The organism is Fusobacterium necrogenes (genome assembly GCF_900450765.1).
In the GTDB taxonomy this organism is placed as follows: Bacteria; Fusobacteriota; Fusobacteriia; order Fusobacteriales; family Fusobacteriaceae; genus Fusobacterium_A; species Fusobacterium_A necrogenes.
Map to the genome: position 1 here is coordinate 1,441,529 of NZ_UGGU01000003.1, position 19,665 is coordinate 1,461,193.

17 protein-coding genes are annotated in these 19,665 nt (G+C 28.5%); 7 read left to right on the forward strand and 10 right to left on the reverse strand.

Annotated features, from left to right (window positions below):
• Position 1: 1 nt before the first annotated feature.
• A complete protein-coding gene (pdxR, locus tag DYA59_RS06775; protein WP_115270644.1) occupies positions 2 to 1,393 on the forward strand; it encodes a MocR-like pyridoxine biosynthesis transcription factor PdxR in 1,392 nt (463 codons plus the stop codon).
• A gap of 38 nt (positions 1,394 to 1,431) precedes the next feature.
• Here pdxR and upp read toward each other — a convergent pair whose 3' ends face one another.
• Both upp and rpmE read right to left on the reverse strand, forming a co-directional pair.
• The gene (gene upp / locus DYA59_RS06780; protein WP_115270646.1) at positions 1,432 to 2,055 is read right to left on the reverse strand and encodes a uracil phosphoribosyltransferase; all 624 of its coding nucleotides are present in this window, start codon (positions 2,053 to 2,055) and stop codon (positions 1,432 to 1,434) included.
• A gap of 134 nt (positions 2,056 to 2,189) precedes the next feature.
• Positions 2,190 to 2,402, reverse strand: coding sequence for a 50S ribosomal protein L31 (gene rpmE, locus DYA59_RS06785; protein WP_115270648.1), 213 nt, complete (start codon positions 2,400 to 2,402; stop codon positions 2,190 to 2,192).
• 157 nt (positions 2,403 to 2,559) lie between these two features.
• Between rpmE and DYA59_RS06790 the strand changes: the two genes are divergently transcribed.
• From DYA59_RS06790 to DYA59_RS06800, 3 genes are all read left to right on the forward strand, one after another.
• The gene (locus DYA59_RS06790; RefSeq protein WP_115270650.1) at positions 2,560 to 3,180 is read left to right on the forward strand and encodes a ribonuclease H family protein; all 621 of its coding nucleotides are present in this window, start codon (positions 2,560 to 2,562) and stop codon (positions 3,178 to 3,180) included.
• Between the two features lie 10 nt (positions 3,181 to 3,190).
• Positions 3,191 to 3,880 carry a TMEM164-related integral membrane acyltransferase gene (locus DYA59_RS06795; protein WP_115270652.1) on the forward strand — a complete coding sequence of 230 codons (690 nt, stop codon included), beginning with the start codon at positions 3,191 to 3,193 and terminating at the stop codon, positions 3,878 to 3,880.
• A gap of 252 nt (positions 3,881 to 4,132) precedes the next feature.
• Positions 4,133 to 5,074 (forward strand): TDT family transporter, encoded by a 942-nt coding sequence (locus DYA59_RS06800; RefSeq protein WP_115270654.1) that lies wholly within the window; start codon positions 4,133 to 4,135, stop codon positions 5,072 to 5,074.
• A 37-nt stretch (positions 5,075 to 5,111) separates the two neighbouring features.
• Here DYA59_RS06800 and DYA59_RS06805 read toward each other — a convergent pair whose 3' ends face one another.
• The 8 genes from DYA59_RS06805 to DYA59_RS06840 all read right to left on the reverse strand — a co-directional run bounded on the left by DYA59_RS06805 (position 5,112) and on the right by DYA59_RS06840 (position 13,012).
• On the reverse strand, positions 5,112 to 6,473 hold the full coding sequence (locus DYA59_RS06805) for a CoA-disulfide reductase (RefSeq protein ID WP_115270656.1): 1,362 nt from the start codon (positions 6,471 to 6,473) through the stop codon (positions 5,112 to 5,114).
• 109 nt (positions 6,474 to 6,582) lie between these two features.
• Positions 6,583 to 7,035, reverse strand: coding sequence for a threonine/serine exporter family protein (locus tag DYA59_RS06810; protein ID WP_115270658.1), 453 nt, complete (start codon positions 7,033 to 7,035; stop codon positions 6,583 to 6,585).
• Positions 7,032 to 7,799, reverse strand: coding sequence for a threonine/serine exporter family protein (locus DYA59_RS06815; protein WP_115270660.1), 768 nt, complete (start codon positions 7,797 to 7,799; stop codon positions 7,032 to 7,034). The genes DYA59_RS06810 and DYA59_RS06815 overlap by 4 nt, the downstream gene beginning before the upstream one ends.
• Positions 7,800 to 7,897: 98 nt before the next feature.
• On the reverse strand, positions 7,898 to 9,721 hold the full coding sequence (gene pepF / locus DYA59_RS06820) for an oligoendopeptidase F (protein WP_147368834.1): 1,824 nt from the start codon (positions 9,719 to 9,721) through the stop codon (positions 7,898 to 7,900).
• Between the two features lie 138 nt (positions 9,722 to 9,859).
• The gene (locus tag DYA59_RS06825) at positions 9,860 to 11,116 is read right to left on the reverse strand and encodes a uracil-xanthine permease family protein (RefSeq protein ID WP_115270664.1); all 1,257 of its coding nucleotides are present in this window, start codon (positions 11,114 to 11,116) and stop codon (positions 9,860 to 9,862) included.
• Between the two features lie 36 nt (positions 11,117 to 11,152).
• Positions 11,153 to 11,530 carry a thioesterase family protein gene (locus DYA59_RS06830; protein ID WP_115270666.1) on the reverse strand — a complete coding sequence of 126 codons (378 nt, stop codon included), beginning with the start codon at positions 11,528 to 11,530 and terminating at the stop codon, positions 11,153 to 11,155.
• 19 nt (positions 11,531 to 11,549) lie between these two features.
• Positions 11,550 to 12,179: a thiamine diphosphokinase gene (locus DYA59_RS06835; protein ID WP_115270668.1), complete on the reverse strand. Its 630-nt coding sequence runs from the start codon at positions 12,177 to 12,179 to the stop codon at positions 11,550 to 11,552.
• Positions 12,180 to 12,187: 8 nt separating this feature from the next.
• The gene (locus DYA59_RS06840; protein WP_115270670.1) at positions 12,188 to 13,012 is read right to left on the reverse strand and encodes an endonuclease/exonuclease/phosphatase family protein; all 825 of its coding nucleotides are present in this window, start codon (positions 13,010 to 13,012) and stop codon (positions 12,188 to 12,190) included.
• A 1,024-nt stretch (positions 13,013 to 14,036) separates the two neighbouring features.
• Here DYA59_RS06840 and DYA59_RS06845 point away from each other — a divergent pair.
• Genes DYA59_RS06845 through DYA59_RS06855 form a run of 3 tightly spaced genes read left to right on the forward strand, consistent with a single transcriptional unit; the run spans position 14,037 to position 19,446 of the window.
• Positions 14,037 to 14,768 carry an HAD family hydrolase gene (locus tag DYA59_RS06845; protein WP_115270672.1) on the forward strand — a complete coding sequence of 244 codons (732 nt, stop codon included), beginning with the start codon at positions 14,037 to 14,039 and terminating at the stop codon, positions 14,766 to 14,768.
• Between the two features lie 46 nt (positions 14,769 to 14,814).
• A complete protein-coding gene (locus DYA59_RS06850; protein ID WP_115270674.1) occupies positions 14,815 to 15,153 on the forward strand; it encodes a hypothetical protein in 339 nt (112 codons plus the stop codon).
• A gap of 57 nt (positions 15,154 to 15,210) precedes the next feature.
• The gene (locus DYA59_RS06855) at positions 15,211 to 19,446 is read left to right on the forward strand and encodes a 2-hydroxyacyl-CoA dehydratase (RefSeq protein ID WP_115270676.1); all 4,236 of its coding nucleotides are present in this window, start codon (positions 15,211 to 15,213) and stop codon (positions 19,444 to 19,446) included.
• Positions 19,447 to 19,665 lie beyond the last annotated feature (219 nt).

Consider the following 19,665-nt stretch of genomic DNA (forward strand, 5'->3'; position numbering starts at 1 on the left):
AATGAATAATTTAAAACTATTTCCTGGAGATACTCTATATTTAAAACTATATAACTTTTTAAAAAAAGATATTGAAGATAAAAAAATTTTATCTAAACTTCCTAGTATTAGAAAATTAGCAAAGGATTTTAATATAAGTATTTTTACAGTAATAAAAGCTTATGAACTATTAGAGAAAGATGAATATGTTGCTAGTAAAAAAGGGAGTGGTTTTTTTATAAAAAATAATAGGAATCAACATATTTTTTACTCTGAAGATTATATGGCAAATGAAGATTTTAAATATAATTACTTCAATGAAAATTGTACAATTGATTTTTCTTCTGCATCTCCTAAAAGTAATTTTTTCCCCATTGAAATTTTAAAAGATAGTATTAATAAAATATTAGATACCGATGGAGAAAAAGCCTTACTCTATGAAGTTCCACAAGGAAATATCAACTTTAGAAAAACTATTGTTAATAATTTAAAAAGTTTTAATATTTTTACAAACTTAGATAATATTCAAATCATATCAGGAGCACAACAGGGAATTAATCTATTGAGTCAAATTTTAATTCAAAGTGGGGATATTGTTGTTATTGAAAATCCTACATATAAGGGAGCTATAAATAGTTTTTTAAATAGTGGAGCATCTATAAAAAAGATTTCAATTGAAGAGGATGGAATCAATTTAGATGAATTAGAGAGTTTTCTTAAATTTAATAAGATAAAACTTCTCTATACAATACCTATATTTCAAAATCCCACTGGAGTAACTCTATCTGAAAAGAAAAAAATAAAACTTTTAAAATTAGCTGCAAAGTATGACTTTTATATTCTTGAAGATGACAGCAGCTCAGATATATATTTTAATAAAAAAATTTTACCTTTAAAAAATTTTGATAATAATAATCGAGTAATCTATATAAAAAGTTATTCAAAAGTTTTTATGCCTGGTTTTAGACTTGGATTCATGATAACTCCTAACTCTCTTATCAATGAAATTGTTCGAGCTAAATACTCTTCAGATATTTCAACTTCAGGATTAAATCAGAGGGTTTTTCAACATTTTTTAGAAAATAATATTTGGGAAGAGTATACTGAAAAACTTAGAATTCATTTTAAAGAAAAACAACTCTTCCTCATTGAGAAACTTTCAAACATAGATAAAATTTCTTTTTCTAAACCTCAAGGGGGGCTCTCTTTTTGGATAAAACTTCCTAATAATATAACTGGAGAAGCTGTATATTTTAAACTCATTAAACAAGGAGTTAAAATTATTCCAGGAGTTGTTTTTTCCAATGATTTTTCTAACTATATTAGATTAAGCTTTGCTCAATGCTCACTTGAAGATATAGATAGAGGAGTTGAAATACTAAGAAGTACTATTGAGGAATTAAACTCTCTTTAATAATAAAAAAGGGGGGCTTTTGCCCCCAACTCTATAAATTATTTAGTTCCAAATATTCTATCTCCACAATCTCCAAGTCCTGGATAGATATATCCTTCTGCTGTTAATCCTTGGTCAATTTTAGCTGTATATATAGCTACATCAGGATGTTTGTTTAATAATTTTGCTATTCCTTCTGGAGCAGCTACTAAACACATAAATATTATATCCTTTACTCCACTATTTTTTAAATAGTCAATAGCATATACAGCTGAACCACCAGTAGCTAACATTGGGTCTACAACTATTACCTTTCTAGATGTAATATCTACAGGAAGTTTACAATAGTAATATACCGGTTCTAAAGTTTCTTCATTTCTATATACACCTATATGTCCAACTTTAGCAGTAGGCATAAGGTCTAATATACCATCTGTCATTCCAAGTCCTGCTCTTAAGATGGGAACAATAGCTAGTCTATCTTGTAACTCACACCCTATTGTTGTCATAAGTGGGGTTGTAACTTCTTTATCTTGTAATTTCAAATTTTTTGTTGCCTCATATGTCATAAGTTTTGCTATCTCATTTAAGTTTTCCCTAAATGATTTAGTATCTGTTTCTATGCTTCTCATAATCGTCAACTTATGCTGAATTAATGGATGATTTATCTCTATTACTGCCATTATTTCCTCCTATAAATATTTATTCTATTACCATTATACTACAATTTTAAAAAAAGAAAAAACAAATATTTTAATCTAAATATATTTTATAGAAAAAAAGCAGGATACTTATACCCTGCTTTCTTATTTTTAAACTATTTTCCAAAGCTGTACTTCTTATTGAATTTATCAACTCTTCCAGCTGCATCAATAAACTTAGCCTTTCCAGTATAAAATGGATGGCACTTTGAGCATACAGCTACCTTAAGTTCACTTCCTCTAGCATAAGTTGATCTTGTTTCGAATTTTTCTCCACAAGTACACTCAACAGTTACAACATTATATTGTGGATGAATTCCGTTTTTCATATCTTCACCTTCCTACAAAAACTTTTCTTAATATCGGAATTATTTTACCATAATTCTTAGATTTGTGCAACTATTTTTTAATATCTTTTAAAAATATTTGTAAATTTCTATTTTATGAGGTAATATATCCTTATAAAGAAATCTTAGGAGGGAAGTTGTGACAAAAAAATTTTATGCATACTTTTTAGAAAATGAAAAAGTTACTGGAATTGTTGAAACATGGGACGAATGTAAAAACTTAGTTCATGGAAAAAAAGCTAGATATAAATCATTTTCTACAAGAATCGAATGTGAAAATTGGTTAGAGACAGGGGCTAACTATGAAAAAAAAGCTGGGATAAAAAAAGAAATTCAACAAAATCTTCCAATAGGAATATATTTTGATGCAGGAACTGGTAGAGGAATAGGAGTAGAAACAAGAATTACTGATGAAAAAGGAAATTCACTTACCCATTTTAATTCTTATGGATATCCCTCTAATGAATTTGGAAATGTCTATTTAGGTAAAGAAAAAACAAATAACTTTGGTGAATTACTTGGACTCTTACTAGCTATTGATATTGCTACAAAAGGAAATTACAAACATATTTATGGTGATAGTAATTTAGTTTTATTCTTTTGGTCTAAAGGAATTTTTAAAAAAGATACACTTCCTTGTGAAACTATAGAATTAATCCTAAAAGTTATAGAAGCTAGAAAAAAATTTGAGCTTTCTGGAGGAAGTATAGAATATATATCTGGAGACTATAATCCTGCTGACTTAGGGTTTCATAAATAATGGAGGTAATATGGAAACTTTTAAATTATTTAGTATTGAACATTTCATGATGATTCTTATGACTTTTTTATTTTTCTTATTTTTGTTATTTCTAGCTAATTTTTTCAATAAAAGATATTTTGCAAAAATTTCGGCTATTATAATTTTTTGTATAAAATTAGCTGAGCTTATATATAGATATTTGTATAATGGAGAACAAATTTTTGAACTTCTACCATTACATCTTTGTAATATTTCACTAATATTTGGTATTTTAATGATGCTTAGTGCTTCTAAAACATTATTTCAACTATGTTTTTATTGGAACTTAGGAGCAGTTTTTGCTATTATTACTCCTGATATTAAATATTCTTTTCCTAATTTTATAACATTAAGTTTTTTTGTTACTCATTTTTATATAATATTTACAGTAGCTTATGCTTATATATTTTTTAGATTTCGTCCAGCCCTTTGGGGATATTTTATGGCATTCTTTACTCTTAATTTACTATCTTTAGGAGTTTATTTTATAAACGATATTCTTGGTACTAACTATCTATATGTAAATAGACTACCAAATTTTTCATCACCTCTTAACTACTTTGGAGAATGGCCTTACTATATAATTGTTGTAGAAATGATATATATTATCCTTACATATCTTATCTACTTTCCATTTAAAAGTAAGAGCGTTAAATTTGGAAAATCTAAATTTTATTAAATTTTATAATCAACTGCTTCTAGATTAGTTTATTATTTTATACCATATAAACTCATAGAATAATAAAACGATAATTATACATACAAGTTAACTATAAAAGGGATTGCTTAGACAATCCCTTTTATAATAATTTTTTATTATTATAAAACAAACTTTTATAATTTTTTAGAAATTTTATCTAGATTTATTCATTAAAAAATATTATAATTAATACATGAACAAAAATATTTTTTTATAAAAAGGAGAAGAATTATGACATTTTTTAAAGATATTTTGAAATCTCTACCAGTTGCTCTTACAGGATTAGCTTTAGGAATTTCTGGAATTAGTGCTGTTTTATCTATAATTTTAAATCCTACATTCTTATATATTGGAAATTTTATTTCAATAATTCTCCTAGTCCCAATTATTATAAAAAATCTTCTTCATTTTGAAATTTTTAAAGAAGAATTAAAACATCCAACTTTAGGTAGTTTTATCCCTACACTTGATATGGCTCTAATGAATTTTTCAACCATACTATACAACTTCTCATTTTTATTAGGTAAACTACTTTGGTTTTTATGTATATTACTACATCTCATATTTGCCATATCTTTTATCTATCATAGATTAAAAAACTGGGATATTAAACATATGCTTCCAAGTTGGTTTGTTCCTCCTATTGGAATCGTTGTTGCTTGTGTTAACTCAAATTCAATGGGAATGCCTCATCTATCACATGCACTTTTCTACATAGGATTTATATTCTATATCATAATGTTACCAATGATGCTTTATAGAATAATCTTTGTTGAAAGAATAGATGAAGCTAGATTACCAACATTTGCTATTATGGCTGCTCCACCTAATCTTTGTTTAGCTGGATACTTAGTAGCTTTTAGTAATCCTAATCCAATTATAATTAATTTTCTCTTCCCATTGGGATTATTTATGACAGCACTCATCTATATAGCTATGTTTAAAATATTTAGACTTAATTTTACGCCTATATATGCTTCTTTTACTTTTCCATTAGCTATTAGTTCGACAGCCATATTAAAATATTCAAACTATATCAAAAAATTTGACTCCACTAAAGGAGAAATATGGTATATTTTTGCATGTATAGCTGCTATAATAGCCACTATAATTATAACTAGTATTTTTATAAAAATGTTAATTTTTCTCAAGAAAAATATAATTAAAATATAATAAATTTTATAAAATAATAATTTAATAGCTGGACTTTTTATTTTTTATTGAGCTTTGATTTGGCTACATTTCCAAGAGTATTTAAAGTGTCCCATGTTAGGGAAAATGGTGGAGCATAGCATAAATCTAACATTCCTAATTCATCTATTGTCATATTCTTATCAATAGCTGCAGCCAATACATCTACCCTCAATACTGCTCCTTTTTTCCCTATTAATTGTCCTCCAAGTATTTCTCTTGTTTCATTATGAAAAATTAATTTAGCATATAATGGCTCCTGTCCAGGATAATATGAAGTTTGATTTACATCTTCTATAAATACACTTCCATATGGAATATTTAAGCTTTTTGCTTCTTCTTCTGTTATTCCTGTTCTACCAGCTTCTAAATTCATAATTTTTATAGCAGCAGAACCTAATGTACCCTTAAACTCAATCTCTACTCCTGCCAAATGTTCACCAACAACTCTTCCTATCTTATTTGAAGTAGTTGCTAATGGTATATACACATTTTCCCTTCTTATTTTATGATAAACACTAGCACAATCTCCAGCAGCGTAAACTCCATCTACATTCGTTTTCCCCTTTCCATCTATAATTAAAGCTCCATTTCTCAACATCTCAAATCCTTTATCCTTCAAGAAATCTGTATTTGGTTTTACTCCTATCGCTACTATTACGATATCAGCTAAATATTCTCCTTTATCTGTCTTCACTCCACTCACTTTTCCATCTTTAGATAAAAACTCCTGCACTCCTTCATTAAGATGTAGCTTTAATTTTTCTGTTTTATTTAATTCCTCTTCCATTAAGTCAGTAATCTCTTTATCAAAGCTCCCAAGCAAAACTCTTGATGAATGTTGAATAATTCTAACCTCTTTCCCTAAATGTATAACTGCCTCAGCTGCCTCTAATCCTATATATCCAGCTCCTATAATTATAATCTTTTGATTTTCTGACTTTAATATCTCCTTTTTTAACTCTATTCCATCACTAAAATCTTTTAAATTAAAAATATTTCTTACTTCTGAATTTTTTATATCCAATTTTGCTGCTGAAGCACCAGTTGTAACTATTAGCTCATCATAATTATCACTAAAAACTCTCCCATTTTCTTTATCTAATACAGTTACCTCTCTCTTACTAATATCTACATCTATAACTTCATGTAAACTTTTTATTTTAATTCCATCCTTAGCAAATTGCTCAGGTTCACGGGCTACCATTATATTAGCATCTTGATAAAAGTCTCCTACATAATAAGGTAATCCACAGGCTCCCCATGAAACAATATTAGTTTTTTCATATACTACTATCTCTAATTCTGAATTCAATCTTTTTGCTTTTGCAGCTGCACTCATTCCAGCAGCAACTCCTCCAATAATAATAATTTTTTTCACTTTTCCACCTCTTTTTGTATCATTTTATCTGCTATTATTATATATCTTTTTTATCTATTTTACAAAAAATTTTCTCTCCCTAGTAATAAAAATTTTTTATTGTATTCTTCTATTTTTTTGTACTTTTTTTAAATATTCTCATCATGTTAGTAGCTGTAAATATACCTACTGCCATAGCACCAGCTATTATAAATGTACTTATTCCTTTTTCTATTGCTAAAGAATAATTCTTATTAATTAAATTATACATCATATAGTATATTCCTCCGCCTGGTGCAAGTGGTATAAGAGCTGCTATTAATATGGTTGTAACCGGAGTTTTTAATTTTCTAGCAGCTATTTCTGAATAAAGTGAAAGACATAATGAAGCCAAAAAATAATTAAGTCCATCTGTCAAATTACAATTCTTTCCCAAAAGATATACTACCCAACTTATTCCTCCAGCTATTCCTGTATGAATTAAATTTCTATTTTTGATATTAAACATTATTCCAAATCCAATAGTAGCAATTATTGAAGCAATTATCTGTACCAACCAATTATTAAAATATATATCTATCATATCGTTTCTCCCAATTTTAAAAAAATATTAAGTGCTATTCCAGATCCTACTGCAATGGATGTTCCTATCATGACAACTTCCATGAACCTTGACATTCCAGTCACTAAATCACCAGCAAAAATATCTCTCATTGAATTAATAAAAGCAACTCCTGGAACTAATATCATAAGTGTTGATATAATTGTTATTGAAACTCCTATTATAAATCCCATATGATAAAAAATGCATGCTGAAGTAGTTGCTATAAATCCACAAATTAAATTAGTAAAAAATATCCCTAAATTAAGTTTATCTGAGATTTTTAAAAATATCGATGTTATTAAGCCTGATAAAAATGAAGCTAAAAAATCATTAAAATTTCCTAAAAATAGTATAGAAAAAAATGATGCTCCTATACAATTACCAAACATACTAACTAAATGAGAATATGGTTTTTCCTCTTTAATTATTTTTAATTCTTTTTCTAGCATTTCCACATCATAATTCTCTATTCCTTTAACTACTGAAGAAATTTTATATACTTTATCTAAATTTATCCCTCTTGATTTCACTCTCCTAAGTAATGATACAATCTCTCCTGTAGAATTTTCAAAAGTTATAATAATACAAGTGAGAGTAGCAAAACATTGAGAATGGAAACCAAAATATTGTGCCACTGCACATACACTATTTTCTACTCTATAAACTTCTGACCCATTTTCTAAAAGCATTTCCCCTACATCTCCAACAAGATTTAATACTCTATATTCATATTCTTTATCCATACTCTCATTCCTCTTCATTAATAATTTTTAGTAAATTTGAATAAAAAAAGGACTAAGTCAGATTATCCTGAATTTAATCCTTATTCTTTTTTTATTATTTAATTATTTTCTAATTTATTTAATTCCTCTTCTAAAATATCAAGTAATCTATCAAACTCTACAGCTACTGCATGGAAGCTTTCAACTTTTTCTAAATCTACTCCTGCCTTTTTAAGTTGAGCCATAGGATGATCATTTCCGCCAGATTTTAAAAGTGTTAAATAATCTTCTTTAGCTTTAGCTCTTTCCTCTTCACTATACTTAGTATTAGTTATTCTATCATACAGATTTGCTGATGAAGCAAAGCTAGTAGCATATTGATATACATAATAAGGAGAATTAAAGAAGTGTGGTATTCTTGCCCAGATTATTTTTTGTAGTTCGTCCATAGTAATACTATCTCCAAAATACTCTTTAAATAGATTATCCATTATTCCACTAAGAACATCAGGAGTTACAGCTTTTCCTTCTTCAACTAACTTATGAGCTTGATACTCATAGTTAGCAAATAGAGTTTGAATATAAAAAGTTCCTACAATATTTCCAAGAGCTTGCTCTATCAACGCTATCTTTTCAATAGGGTCATTTGAATTTTTAATCATATAATCTAACAGTAATCTTTCATTAAAAGTAGAAGCTACTTCAGCTACAAATATTGTATAATTATGTGTAGCATATGGTTGGTTTTCATTTGATAACATTGTATGTAATGTATGGCCTAACTCATGAGCTAATGTAAATACATCATCTAAAGTAGATTGATAGTTTAATAACATATATGGATGTACATCATAAACTCCTATTGAATAAGCTCCACTTCTTTTGTTTTCTGTTTCAAATACATCTATCCAACCTTCACTTATAGCTCTATTCATTTTACTAGAATAATCTTCTCCAAGAGGTGCTACAGAATTATATACCATCTCTTTTGCCACATCATAATTAAAAGTTTTATCATATTCCACTATATTTATACTATTATCATAGTAATGATACTCTTTTAAGCCTAAGGCCTTTTTTCTTAAATTTACATATCTTTGTAGTGGAGCGTTATTATCTATTGCTGATTTTAATAAAGTTGTATAAACTTCAGTTGGAACATTTTTAGGTTCAAGTGCTTTTTCTAAACTAGAGTTATAATTTCTTCCTTTAGATGAAGCCACATCTCTTTGAAGAAGTGCTCTATATATTGCTCCATAAGTATTTTTATTATTATCAAAAGCTCCATATAGTGCTTCAAAAGCTTTTTTTCTATCCTCTTGGTTTCTATTAGTTGCTAAAACTTTTGAATATATTCCATTTGTAACAGGTCCCTCATATCCATCAGAAAGTTTTACCTCATTCCACTTCATATCAGAGATAGATAATTCTGCATATATATCATGAGGAGCCCCCATGTATTGTCCGTAGTAAGAAAGTAATTTCTCCTTTCCTTCATCTAATACATGTCCTTGTAATCTATATATCTCCATAAGTCCAAATTTATGGTCTTTTAGCTCTGGATTTTCATCTATCCATTTTTCCATAGTTTCTTTCGGAATTTGTAAAATTTCTGGTGTTATCCAAGCTGCACTTACTGAATACTCTGTATATATAGACTGAATCTCTTGAAGTTTTACAGAAGATACCTCATCTTTAGAATCTAGATCTTTTAGCATATATGGGTATACATATAACTTATCCAATAATCTTCCCATTTTTTCTTCTAATTTGATGAGTTCTATAAATTTTTTAGAATCATCTTTTATTTGTCCTTTGTATTGTGAAATCTCTTTTGCCATAGATTTAAAAGTTTCAAGGTCCTTCTCCCATTCATCCCAATTAGCATAAAAATCTGCCATATTCCATTTATATTTATTATCAATTTCATTTCTTTTTAACAATTTTGTTACCTCCTTTTGTTGCTTCATAACTTCATTTTTTAAAATTTTGCTCTTTTCCTTTTTATCATTAACAAAATAAAATCCAACTACTGCTGCTATAAATCCTATGATTATAAGTTTTTTCATGTTATCCCCTTTCTAGCCTATTTTTTTTAATTTTATCTCTCTATCCAATGGAAGAATTTTATTTAAAATAACTCCTGAAAAAGCAGCTAAAGCCAATCCAGAAATAGAAAGCGTCTCCCATATAGTTATATTATCTATAGCTATTCCAAGAACAAATATTATAGAAGAGATTATTAAATTTCTTGAATTTCCAAAATCAAGTTGTGCATCTACAACAGTTCTTACTCCTACTGAAGCTATCATTCCAAATAGAATTACAGAAACTCCTCCCATTACTGGTAATGGAATAGTTTGTAAAAGTATTCCAAATTTCCCTATAAATCCTAATATAATAGCATAACAAGCTGCTATTCTTAAAATAACTGGATCATATACTTTAGTTACAGCTAGCACTCCTGTATTTTCTCCATAAGTTGTATTAGCTGGCCCACCTAAAAATCCTGCTGCTATTGTAGCAAGTCCATCTCCTAAAAGCGTTCTATGGATTCCAGGATCTTTGAAAAAATCTTTTCCTACAACAGCACCATTAGTAGTAATATCTCCTATATGTTCTATGAATACGACAAGTGCTATTGGAGCTATAGCTATTATCCCTGTCAAAGACATAGCTGGAATTGTTAATAAATCATTTGCAGCCTCCGAAGAAAGTCCTATCCATTTAGCTTGTGACACTACTCCAAAGTCTACCATTCCCAAAAAAGCTGCCGTAATATATCCAACTATCACAGCCATTAATATTGGAATAAGCCTTATAAATGTTTTCTTCATCATTGTTATAAATATCATTGTTAAAATTACAGCAAGGGCAACAATCAAACTTTTAGGATCAAATTTTCCATTGGTATATCCAGCCATATTTAAAGCTGTTGGACTCATCCTAAGCCCTATCAACATTATAATTGGTCCTGTTACTATTGGTGGAAAAAATGATTTTATTCTTTCAACTCCAAAAACTTTAACTAAATAAGCCATAAATACATAAATAAATCCTGCTGCTATCACTCCACCTTTTATAGCCGCTATTCCTTCATTTTTTAAAACCAGTGTCAATGCTCCTATAAAAGCAAAAGATGAACCTAAAAAAACTGGTACAATTCTTTTAGTACAAAAATGAAATATCAATGTTCCCACTCCAGCAGATATTAAAGCTATTGATGGATTTAATCCTGTTAAGAAAGGAACTAAAACAGTAGCTCCAAACATTGCAAGTACATGCTGTATTCCTAAGATAAATCTAGCTTTACCTATTTTATTTTCCTTATTATTCATTTTTTAAAATTCCTCCAAAGATATTATTTCTTTAATTTACTTATTAAGTTTTTCTAAAAACTTTTTTTCATTAACTATAAATCTACTATGTTCTCCCTCTCCTACTAAAGTTTCTCCATGGAAAACCTTAACAGAGAAATCTAATTTTTTCCCATCTATTTTATCTAAAGTAGCTGTACAAGTTAATTCATCTCCTATAAGATTAGCTTTTAAATGTTTAATATTTACAGAGATTCCCACTGTTGTATCCCCTTCTTCTAACTCTTTTTGAGCCAAAGTAAAAGCTGTACTCTCCATAAAAGCTATAAGCATAGGTGTAGAGAACACTTCTAAAGCTCCTGATGCTACTTTAGCAGCTGTTTCACTCTCTTTAACTACTTTACTTTGCGTAAAATTCATTCCTTTTTTTAACATAACATTCCTCCTACATAAATTATTTTATAACAATACCTACTAATTTTCCTTTATCAAAAGATACAATGCAGATATCATTCTGTGCTACATTGCTCATACAAATACTCTCCCCTTGATGAAGAGTATAGTTAGTAAGTGGATATTTAAATCCTTTTAATGTCAAGTTTTCTATTTTCTCAGAAAATGGAACAAAGGATATAGTTTTTCCCTTTTCTCCTACAAACTCTCTGTAGTTTTCTATTGCAAAGATATCCTCCGTTTCAGTTACAAAACTAAGATTTTTAAATTTAAACATCAGATTAAGATTTGTTAATTCATGGTCTTTTCTACCACCTAGCCCACCAATCACTATAATTTTATCATATTTTTTTTCACTTATATATTTTAAAATCAACTCTCCATCCGTAAAATCCTTATCTTTAGGGAATCTCTTTATAATTACTCCTAACTTTTCATATTTTTCTAAAATATTTTCAGGTACAGAATCAAAATCTCCCCATATCTCCATTGGAATTATCTCTAATTTTTCCAAAAGATTTGCACCACCATCAGCACAATAGATATCCCCCTTATCTTTTTTCATAAGGTTTAAATAATACTCTTTACTTCCTAAAAATTCTCCATTAAAAAAAACATATGCTACTCTCATTCTTCCCTCTAATCATCATCAAATTCTGTATCTACTATAATAAATATCGGTAGATGGTCTGATATTTTATCTTTCATCATTCTGTACTGTTTCTTTGTAAAATCTATTGCTCCACTCTTTCCTTCAAATTCCTGGGTATAAATTTTTGACAAAAACATATTATCATAGGAACTAGCTAATTTATCCTTCCCAATAGTTGTTTTTATTCTTGGAGCTATCGTATAAATTATCTCATCTTCATGGTTCAACAGATTTTCAAATGCTTCATCATCAGCTCTGAGATTAAAATCTCCAGCTATAATTATATCATTCTCTTCATTATCTAGCCCTTGAAAATAATTGTAAACTCTATCCATAGCAAAAGCTTCAGCTCTTCTTTCAGATTCTTTCTTTCCAAAGATAGAGTGTACTAATACAAAAGTAAAATCAAAATTTCCTATTTTAAAATCTGCTCCATAGGGAACTCTTTCAAATCTTTTCTCATCATCAGGATAGAAACCTCTACCTCCTAAAAATTCTACTCTTTCACTTTTCCAAATATATGCAAAATACTCTTTATAGCTTGTACTTCCTACTGAATATGGAGAAATATGGTATTTCCACCTTACTCCACTCTCTTTTTCTAACTCTTTTATAAGCCTTTCTACTCCTATTGGATTCATTACTTCTATAAGTCCAACTACATCAAAACTTTCTAAAACTTTACTTATAAGTTTAAAATCCTTTTGAGCTTTTCCTATTCTTAAGGTATTAAAAGAAGCTATATATCCCTCTTGAGCCAAAAGAGTCAAAGTCATTAAAATATATAAAATCAAGACTTTTAATTTTCTCATCTTTCCACCTCTTTTTATTCTTTACATATTATATCATTAATTTTAAAAATTCTCTATCAGATTATTAAGATATAACTTTATTTTTTTAAAAATAAAAAGTGCTGTAACACTTTACTCTACAACACTTCATTGATATAATTAGTTATTATATTATAATAAAAAGATAAGAAAAACCTTTAATTCTGTGAGAAATGAGGGTTTAATTTATGAAGAATTATTTTAAAATGTTAGATTTGGCAAAATCGAAATAACTATAAAAATAACTCTTTAAGAGTTACCCTCAACCCTTACGGGTTATTGTTTCCCTTATATCTTTACTTAAATTATAACATATTAATAATAAAAAACAAGTAATACACTTTTCTCATCCACCAACTTCTTTCCTCACTTTAATACATATTCTCACATTATTTTTTCATTTTTTTATACTTTTTATCTTATTTTATTCAAAAAAGTGAAAAAATATAATTTTTATACTCTATCAAAGTATCTAAAGTAGCTCCTTTCAAATACCCCTTTTAATCAAAAGAATAAAATAACAGATATTAAAATCAATTTTATAGCCTCAACTTTTCCCTATTAAATTTGACTTTTTGCCTATAATTTGATATAATTAAATTGTACTATAGTACCCCAATGGGTAGTTAAGAATATTTGTAATTAAGTTCAGAATGGAAGCTCTAATATTTATTTATTAGGGCTTTTATTCTGCCCTTGAACAAGATAGAACAAATATTCTTAACTTAGGAGGAATGCTCTATGAATATTTTTATTCAAAACATCCACTTTGATGGTAGGCTAGTTCTTTTACTAGTTGTTATCATCATTGTATTGTTGTACAGAAAGTAGCATTACCTCTAACCCTGCGGGGTATTTTTTATATAGACATTTCAATTAATTTTATAAAGTTATCTTTTTAAACTGTTTTAGTATAATAAGAAATCAAGATAATATTTGACTTTTTTTGATTTTTCAACTATAATCTTTCTAATATAGATATAATTTTTAAAGGAGGGTATAATTTATGATTGCAGCGTTTTTTGATATTGATGGTACTATTTTTAGAAACTCTCTTTTGACTGAGCATTTTAAAAAATTAATAAAATATGATTTATTAGATTTTAGTGAATATGATAGAAGAGTCAAAGAAGCATTTAAGCTTTGGGACGAGAGAGTTGGAAATTATGATAACTACTTAGGAGATTTGACAGGAACATATGTAGATGCTATAAAAGGTCTACCTACTAAATACAATGATTTTGTTGCTGATAAAGTAGTTGAATTAAAAGGAAATAAAGTCTATACTTATACTAGAGAGATGATAAAATGGCATAAATCTCAAGATCATCTTGTTATTTTTATATCTGGTAGTCCAGACTTTTTAGTTTCAAGAATGGCTAAAAAATGGAATGCTGATGATTTTTGTGGTTCTACTTACCACACTGATAAGGCTGGAATACTCACTGGAGAAATCTCACCTATGTGGGATTCTGAAAATAAATTAAAATCAATACATAAATTTTGTGAAAAATATAAAATTGATTTAAATAAAAGTTATGCTTATGGGGATACTCATGGAGATATTACTATGCTACAACTAGTTGGTAATCCTAGAGCTATCAATCCAAGTTTAGAACTTCTAAATAATATAAAAAATGATAAAAAATTAAAGTATAAAACTGAAATAATTATTGAAAGAAAGGATGTTGTCTACTCTGTAAATGCTGATGTAAAAATCCTAAATTCAAGTTTTTAAGTTAGTAATTTTTATTTAGTCTATATAAATTGAGGAGGAAAGAGAAATGATAAAAAGAATCCTTTGCTTTATCATTTCATCTCTATTTTTGTTCTTTAGCTCTAGTATCAATCCACATATGGAAATAAATGGCTTTTATGACAAAAATGAAGCTATTTATATGATACACACTAATGATGAAATAGAGAGTTACAGCTTTGTTCACCTTAGCAAAATTGAAATTTTAGCTAAAAGCATTATTAAAATAGGTACACCGCAAAACTTTATTGAGATTAAATCTATAACCAAAAAATTTATAAAATATGAAAAGCTCTCTTCATTTCTACAAGAAAGAGGATATTATAACATTTTGATTCGCTATAAATCCCGCATACTACGGATTTAAAAAACTCTTTAATTTTTACCAAAATATTTTAAAAAGTAAATTTTAAGGAGTAATACTATGAAAGAATTTTTTATTGGAACAGATGTTGGTTCAACAACAGTTAAAATCGTCTGCTTAGATGAGGAAAAAAATATTGTTTATTCTATCTACCAAAGACATCTATCAAATGTAAGAGAGACTACAAAATCTATGTTTGATGATTTTTTTAAATTTATGAAAGAAAAATATGGAGAAGATATCAGCTTTAAGATAAATATCACAGGTTCAAGTGGTATGGGTATTGCAAGTTGGATAGGAATAGAGTTTGTACAAGAGGTAATCGCTTGTATAAAAGCTATTGAGGTAATTATCCCTGAAACAGACGTTGCCATAGAATTAGGGGGAGAAGATGCTAAAATCACTTTCCTTAAAAATGATATGGATCAAAGAATGAATGGTAGCTGTGCTGGTGGAACTGGAGCTTTTATAGACCAGATTGCTGCCCTACTTAATACTGATGCTACAGGGTTAAATGAGTTAGCTAAGGAGTATGACACTATCTATCCTATTGCTGCTAGATGTGGAGTATTTGCCAAAACTGATATACAGCCTCTTGTAAATGAGGGAGTAAAAAAGGGAAATATTGCTGTATCTGTTTTCCAAGCAGTAGTAAATCAAACTATCACTGGACTTGCTTGTGGTAAAAAGATAACTGGTAAGGTAGCTTTCTTAGGAGGACCTCTTTTCTTTTTAAGTGAGCTTAGAAAAAGATTTATTGAAACTTTAAATCTTGCACCTGAAGATGTAATCTTCCCTAAAAATTCACAAATTTTTGTAGCTCAGGGAGCTGGTTTTCTTTCAGAGGAAAATAATAATACTTACTCATTAGAGGAATTACAAAAAAAATTCTTAAAATTAAATGAAAAAGATACATCTGAAACTTCAAGACTTCAACCATTATTTACAAATGATGAAGAGTTTGAAGAGTTTAAATCAAGACATGAAAAAGAAAAAATAGAGAGTAAAGCTATTGAAAATTATTCTGGTAACGCATATCTTGGAATAGATTCTGGTTCTACTACTATAAAGGTGGTTCTTATCTCTGAAGAGAAAGAGATACTTTACTCATACTATTCTCATAACAAAGGAAACCCTTTAGATAATATAATAGATAATCTAAAGCTTCTTTATTCTAAATTACATGATAAAATAAAAATAAAAGGTTCTTGTGTAACTGGATATGGAGAAAATCTTATAAAATCTGCTCTAAGAGTAGATAAAGGAGTAGTAGAAACTATTGCTCACTATAAGGGGGCTAAATTTTTCCAACCTCAAGTAGATTTTATCTTAGATATCGGTGGACAAGATATGAAGTGTTTAAAAATACAAGATGGAGTAATTACATCTATACTTTTAAACGAGGCTTGCTCTTCTGGTTGTGGTTCATTCTTAGAAACTTTTGCCAACTCTCTTGGTATGGATATAAAAGAGTTTGCAAAACTTGGACTTACTTCTAAGTCTCCAGCAGATCTTGGAACTAGATGTACAGTATTTATGAACTCAAAGGTAAAACAAGCTCAAAAAGATGGAGTAGAGGTAGCTGATATCTCTGCTGGACTCTCTTACTCAGTTGTAAAAAATACTTTATTCAAAGTTATAAAAATTAAAAATAAAGAGGAACTTGGAAAATATATAGTAGTACAAGGTGGAACTTTCTTAAATGATTGTGTTTTAAGAGCCTTTGAAAAGGTATCTGAAAGAGAGGTTATAAGACCTAATATTGCAGGAATTATGGGAGCTTTTGGTGCTGCTCTTATTGCTCAAGAGGAAGCTAAAGAATACTCTACTCTTATGACTTTAGAAGAGTTAGAAAATTTCCACTACACAACTAATCTTACTCGTTGTGGTATGTGTACTAATAGATGTCTTTTAACTATTCATAAATTTGAAAGTGGAGAGAATTTTATCTCTGGAAATAGATGTGATAATCCTGTTGCAAAGATGAAAAAAAATCAAGCTCCAAATATGTTTGAATACAAATACAACAGATTATTTAGTTACACTCCATTAGAACTATCTAAGGCTACTAGAGGAGAAATTGGAATACCTAGAGTTTTAAACTTCTATGACTCTTATCCATTCTGGTTTACTCTTCTTACAGAGCTAGGATTTAGAGTTGTACTTTCTGATGACTCATCTAAAAAGCTTTATGAAAGTGGAATAGATACTATTACTTCAGATTCTATCTGTTATCCAGCTAAATTAGTTCATGGGCATATTATGAATTTAATTAGCAAAGGTGTTAATAGAATATTTTATCCTTGTGTAATTTTTGAAGAGAAAGAGGATAAAAAATCTCAAAATCAATTTAACTGTCCAATTGTTATGTCTTATCCAGAAGTTATTAAAAATAATATGGATATTATAAAGGAAAAAAATATTGATATGATGATACCTGTATTCTCTTTTGAAAATAAAGAGGTACTATATAAAACAGTTATGGAAGAGTTTGCAAGATTTGGTGTAACTAAACCAGAGGTTAAAATGGCTGTAGATAAAGCTCTTGAAGAAAAGTATAACTTTAGAAAAGATATGCAAAATAGAGCCAAAGAGATTATTAGCGAGCTAGAAAGAACTGGAAAAATTGGAGTAGTCCTTTGCGGTAGACCATATCACTGTGACAAAGAGATACATCATGGTATTCCAAATATTATCAACTCTTTTGGTATAGCTGTATTAACTGGAGATGCTGTAGCTAGCCTTGGTTCATTAGATGATGAATTAAGAGTTATTGACCAATGGACTTACCATTCTAGACTTTATAGAGCAGCAACAGTAGTAGGAAAAAATCCTAACCTTGAATTGATTGAATTAAATAGTTTTAGTTGTGGTATTGATGCTGTTACTACTGACCAAGTCAATGAAATTTTAAATAACTATGGTAAAGTTCACACTCTATTAAAAATAGATGAGATTAGTAATCTTGGGGCTGTCAAAATTAGAATAAGAAGTTTACTTGCAGCTCTTGAATATAAGAAAAACTCTGTAGCAAATGTTATCAAACATAAAATAGAATATAAAAAAGCTGAATTTACTAAGGCTATGAAAAAAGAATATACAATACTTGCTCCACAAATGGCTCCTATGCACTTTGATTTAATCAAACATGCTTTTAAAGCTCAAGGATATAATCTTGTAATCTTACCTGAAACACAAGAAGCACTTGATTGTGGATTAAAATATGTAAATAACGATGCTTGTTATCCATCTATATTAGTAATTGGAGAACTTATATCAGCTCTTCAATCTGGAAAATATGATCTAGATAGAACTGCTGTTATTATATCTCAAACTGGTGGAAGCTGTAGAGCTACTAACTATCTAGGATTTTTAAAGAAGGCTATAAAAGATGCTGGATTTGAAAAAGTCCCTATACTTTCATTGAATGCTAATGGATTTGAAAAACAAGAGGGATTCTCACTTTCACTACCTCTTATACACAAAGCTCTAATTGCTGTTTCATATGGAGATTTACTTATGAAACTTCTATATCATACTAGACCTTATGAACTAAATAAGGGAGAAAGTGATGCTCTATATAAAAAATGGAATCAACAAGTTATTAAAAATATTCATAATGGTAACTTTGGAGAGTTTAAAAGAAACTGTAAACTTATAGTTGATGAGTTTGCTAAAATAGAAGTAAGTAATGAGAAAAAAATAAAAGTTGGTATTGTAGGAGAGATTTTAGTTAAATTTAGTCCTTTTGCTAACAATGACTTAGCTAATTTTATAGAACAAGAAGGAGGAGAGGTTTATACTTCATCTCTTATGAACTTCATAAAATACTGTATCTATAGTGATATCTTCCTAGCTGAAAAATTCAAAGGAAAGATGGCTGGATTAAAACAAAGAGGAGCATTATGGATATTAGATAGATATACTGCTGTACTTAATGATGCTATTTCAACCCACGCTAGATTTATGAGAGAAATCTCTATTCAAGAAACAGCTAAGAAAACTTCTGAATTTATTTCAATAGGACATCAATCTGGAGAAGGTTGGTTCTTAATGGGAGAGATGATAGATTTTATTGAACACGGAGTACCTAATATAGTTTGTGTTCAACCATTTGGTTGTCTACCTAACCATATTACTGGTAAAGGAATGATTAAAAGACTTAGAGAGGAGTATGAAAATGTAAATATTACTCCTATTGACTATGACCCTGCTTATTCAGAGGTAAATCAACTTAATAGAATTAAACTTATGCTATCAGTAGCAAAAAAAAATATGAAGAAAAAAATTTCGTAATTTTAATAAGGAGTTGTTACATTTATCAAACTATAACAACTCCTTTTGTTTTTAATCCTAGCTTTTTTTGAACTATTATGTAATATTTTCATAAAAAATGTTTTAATTCCTTTATAAAATTATACTTGACTTTTTTAATCCAGAGTAATATAATCATAACGTAAACTCAAGTAATTAGATCATAATTAAAATAAATACAATTCAAATATTGTTTAAAAG

Bases quoted from the DNA above. Each gene is read 5' to 3' on its own strand.
- pdxR (WP_115270644.1), top strand. From the start codon at position 2: ATGAATAATTTAAAACTATTTCCTGGAGATACTCTATATTTAAAACTA.
- upp (WP_115270646.1), bottom strand. From the start codon at position 2,055: ATGGCAGTAATAGAGATAAATCATCCATTAATTCAGCATAAGTTGACG.
- rpmE (WP_115270648.1), bottom strand. From the start codon at position 2,402: ATGAAAAACGGAATTCATCCACAATATAATGTTGTAACTGTTGAGTGT.
- DYA59_RS06795 (WP_115270652.1), top strand. From the start codon at position 3,191: ATGGAAACTTTTAAATTATTTAGTATTGAACATTTCATGATGATTCTT.
- DYA59_RS06800 (WP_115270654.1), top strand. From the start codon at position 4,133: ATGACATTTTTTAAAGATATTTTGAAATCTCTACCAGTTGCTCTTACA.
- DYA59_RS06810 (WP_115270658.1), bottom strand. From the start codon at position 7,035: ATGATAGATATATATTTTAATAATTGGTTGGTACAGATAATTGCTTCA.
- DYA59_RS06815 (WP_115270660.1), bottom strand. From the start codon at position 7,799: ATGGATAAAGAATATGAATATAGAGTATTAAATCTTGTTGGAGATGTA.
- DYA59_RS06825 (WP_115270664.1), bottom strand. From the start codon at position 11,116: ATGAATAATAAGGAAAATAAAATAGGTAAAGCTAGATTTATCTTAGGA.
- DYA59_RS06830 (WP_115270666.1), bottom strand. From the start codon at position 11,530: ATGTTAAAAAAAGGAATGAATTTTACGCAAAGTAAAGTAGTTAAAGAG.
- DYA59_RS06835 (WP_115270668.1), bottom strand. From the start codon at position 12,179: ATGAGAGTAGCATATGTTTTTTTTAATGGAGAATTTTTAGGAAGTAAA.
- DYA59_RS06840 (WP_115270670.1), bottom strand. From the start codon at position 13,012: ATGAGAAAATTAAAAGTCTTGATTTTATATATTTTAATGACTTTGACT.
- DYA59_RS06845 (WP_115270672.1), top strand. From the start codon at position 14,037: ATGATTGCAGCGTTTTTTGATATTGATGGTACTATTTTTAGAAACTCT.
- DYA59_RS06850 (WP_115270674.1), top strand. From the start codon at position 14,815: ATGATAAAAAGAATCCTTTGCTTTATCATTTCATCTCTATTTTTGTTC.
- DYA59_RS06855 (WP_115270676.1), top strand. From the start codon at position 15,211: ATGAAAGAATTTTTTATTGGAACAGATGTTGGTTCAACAACAGTTAAA.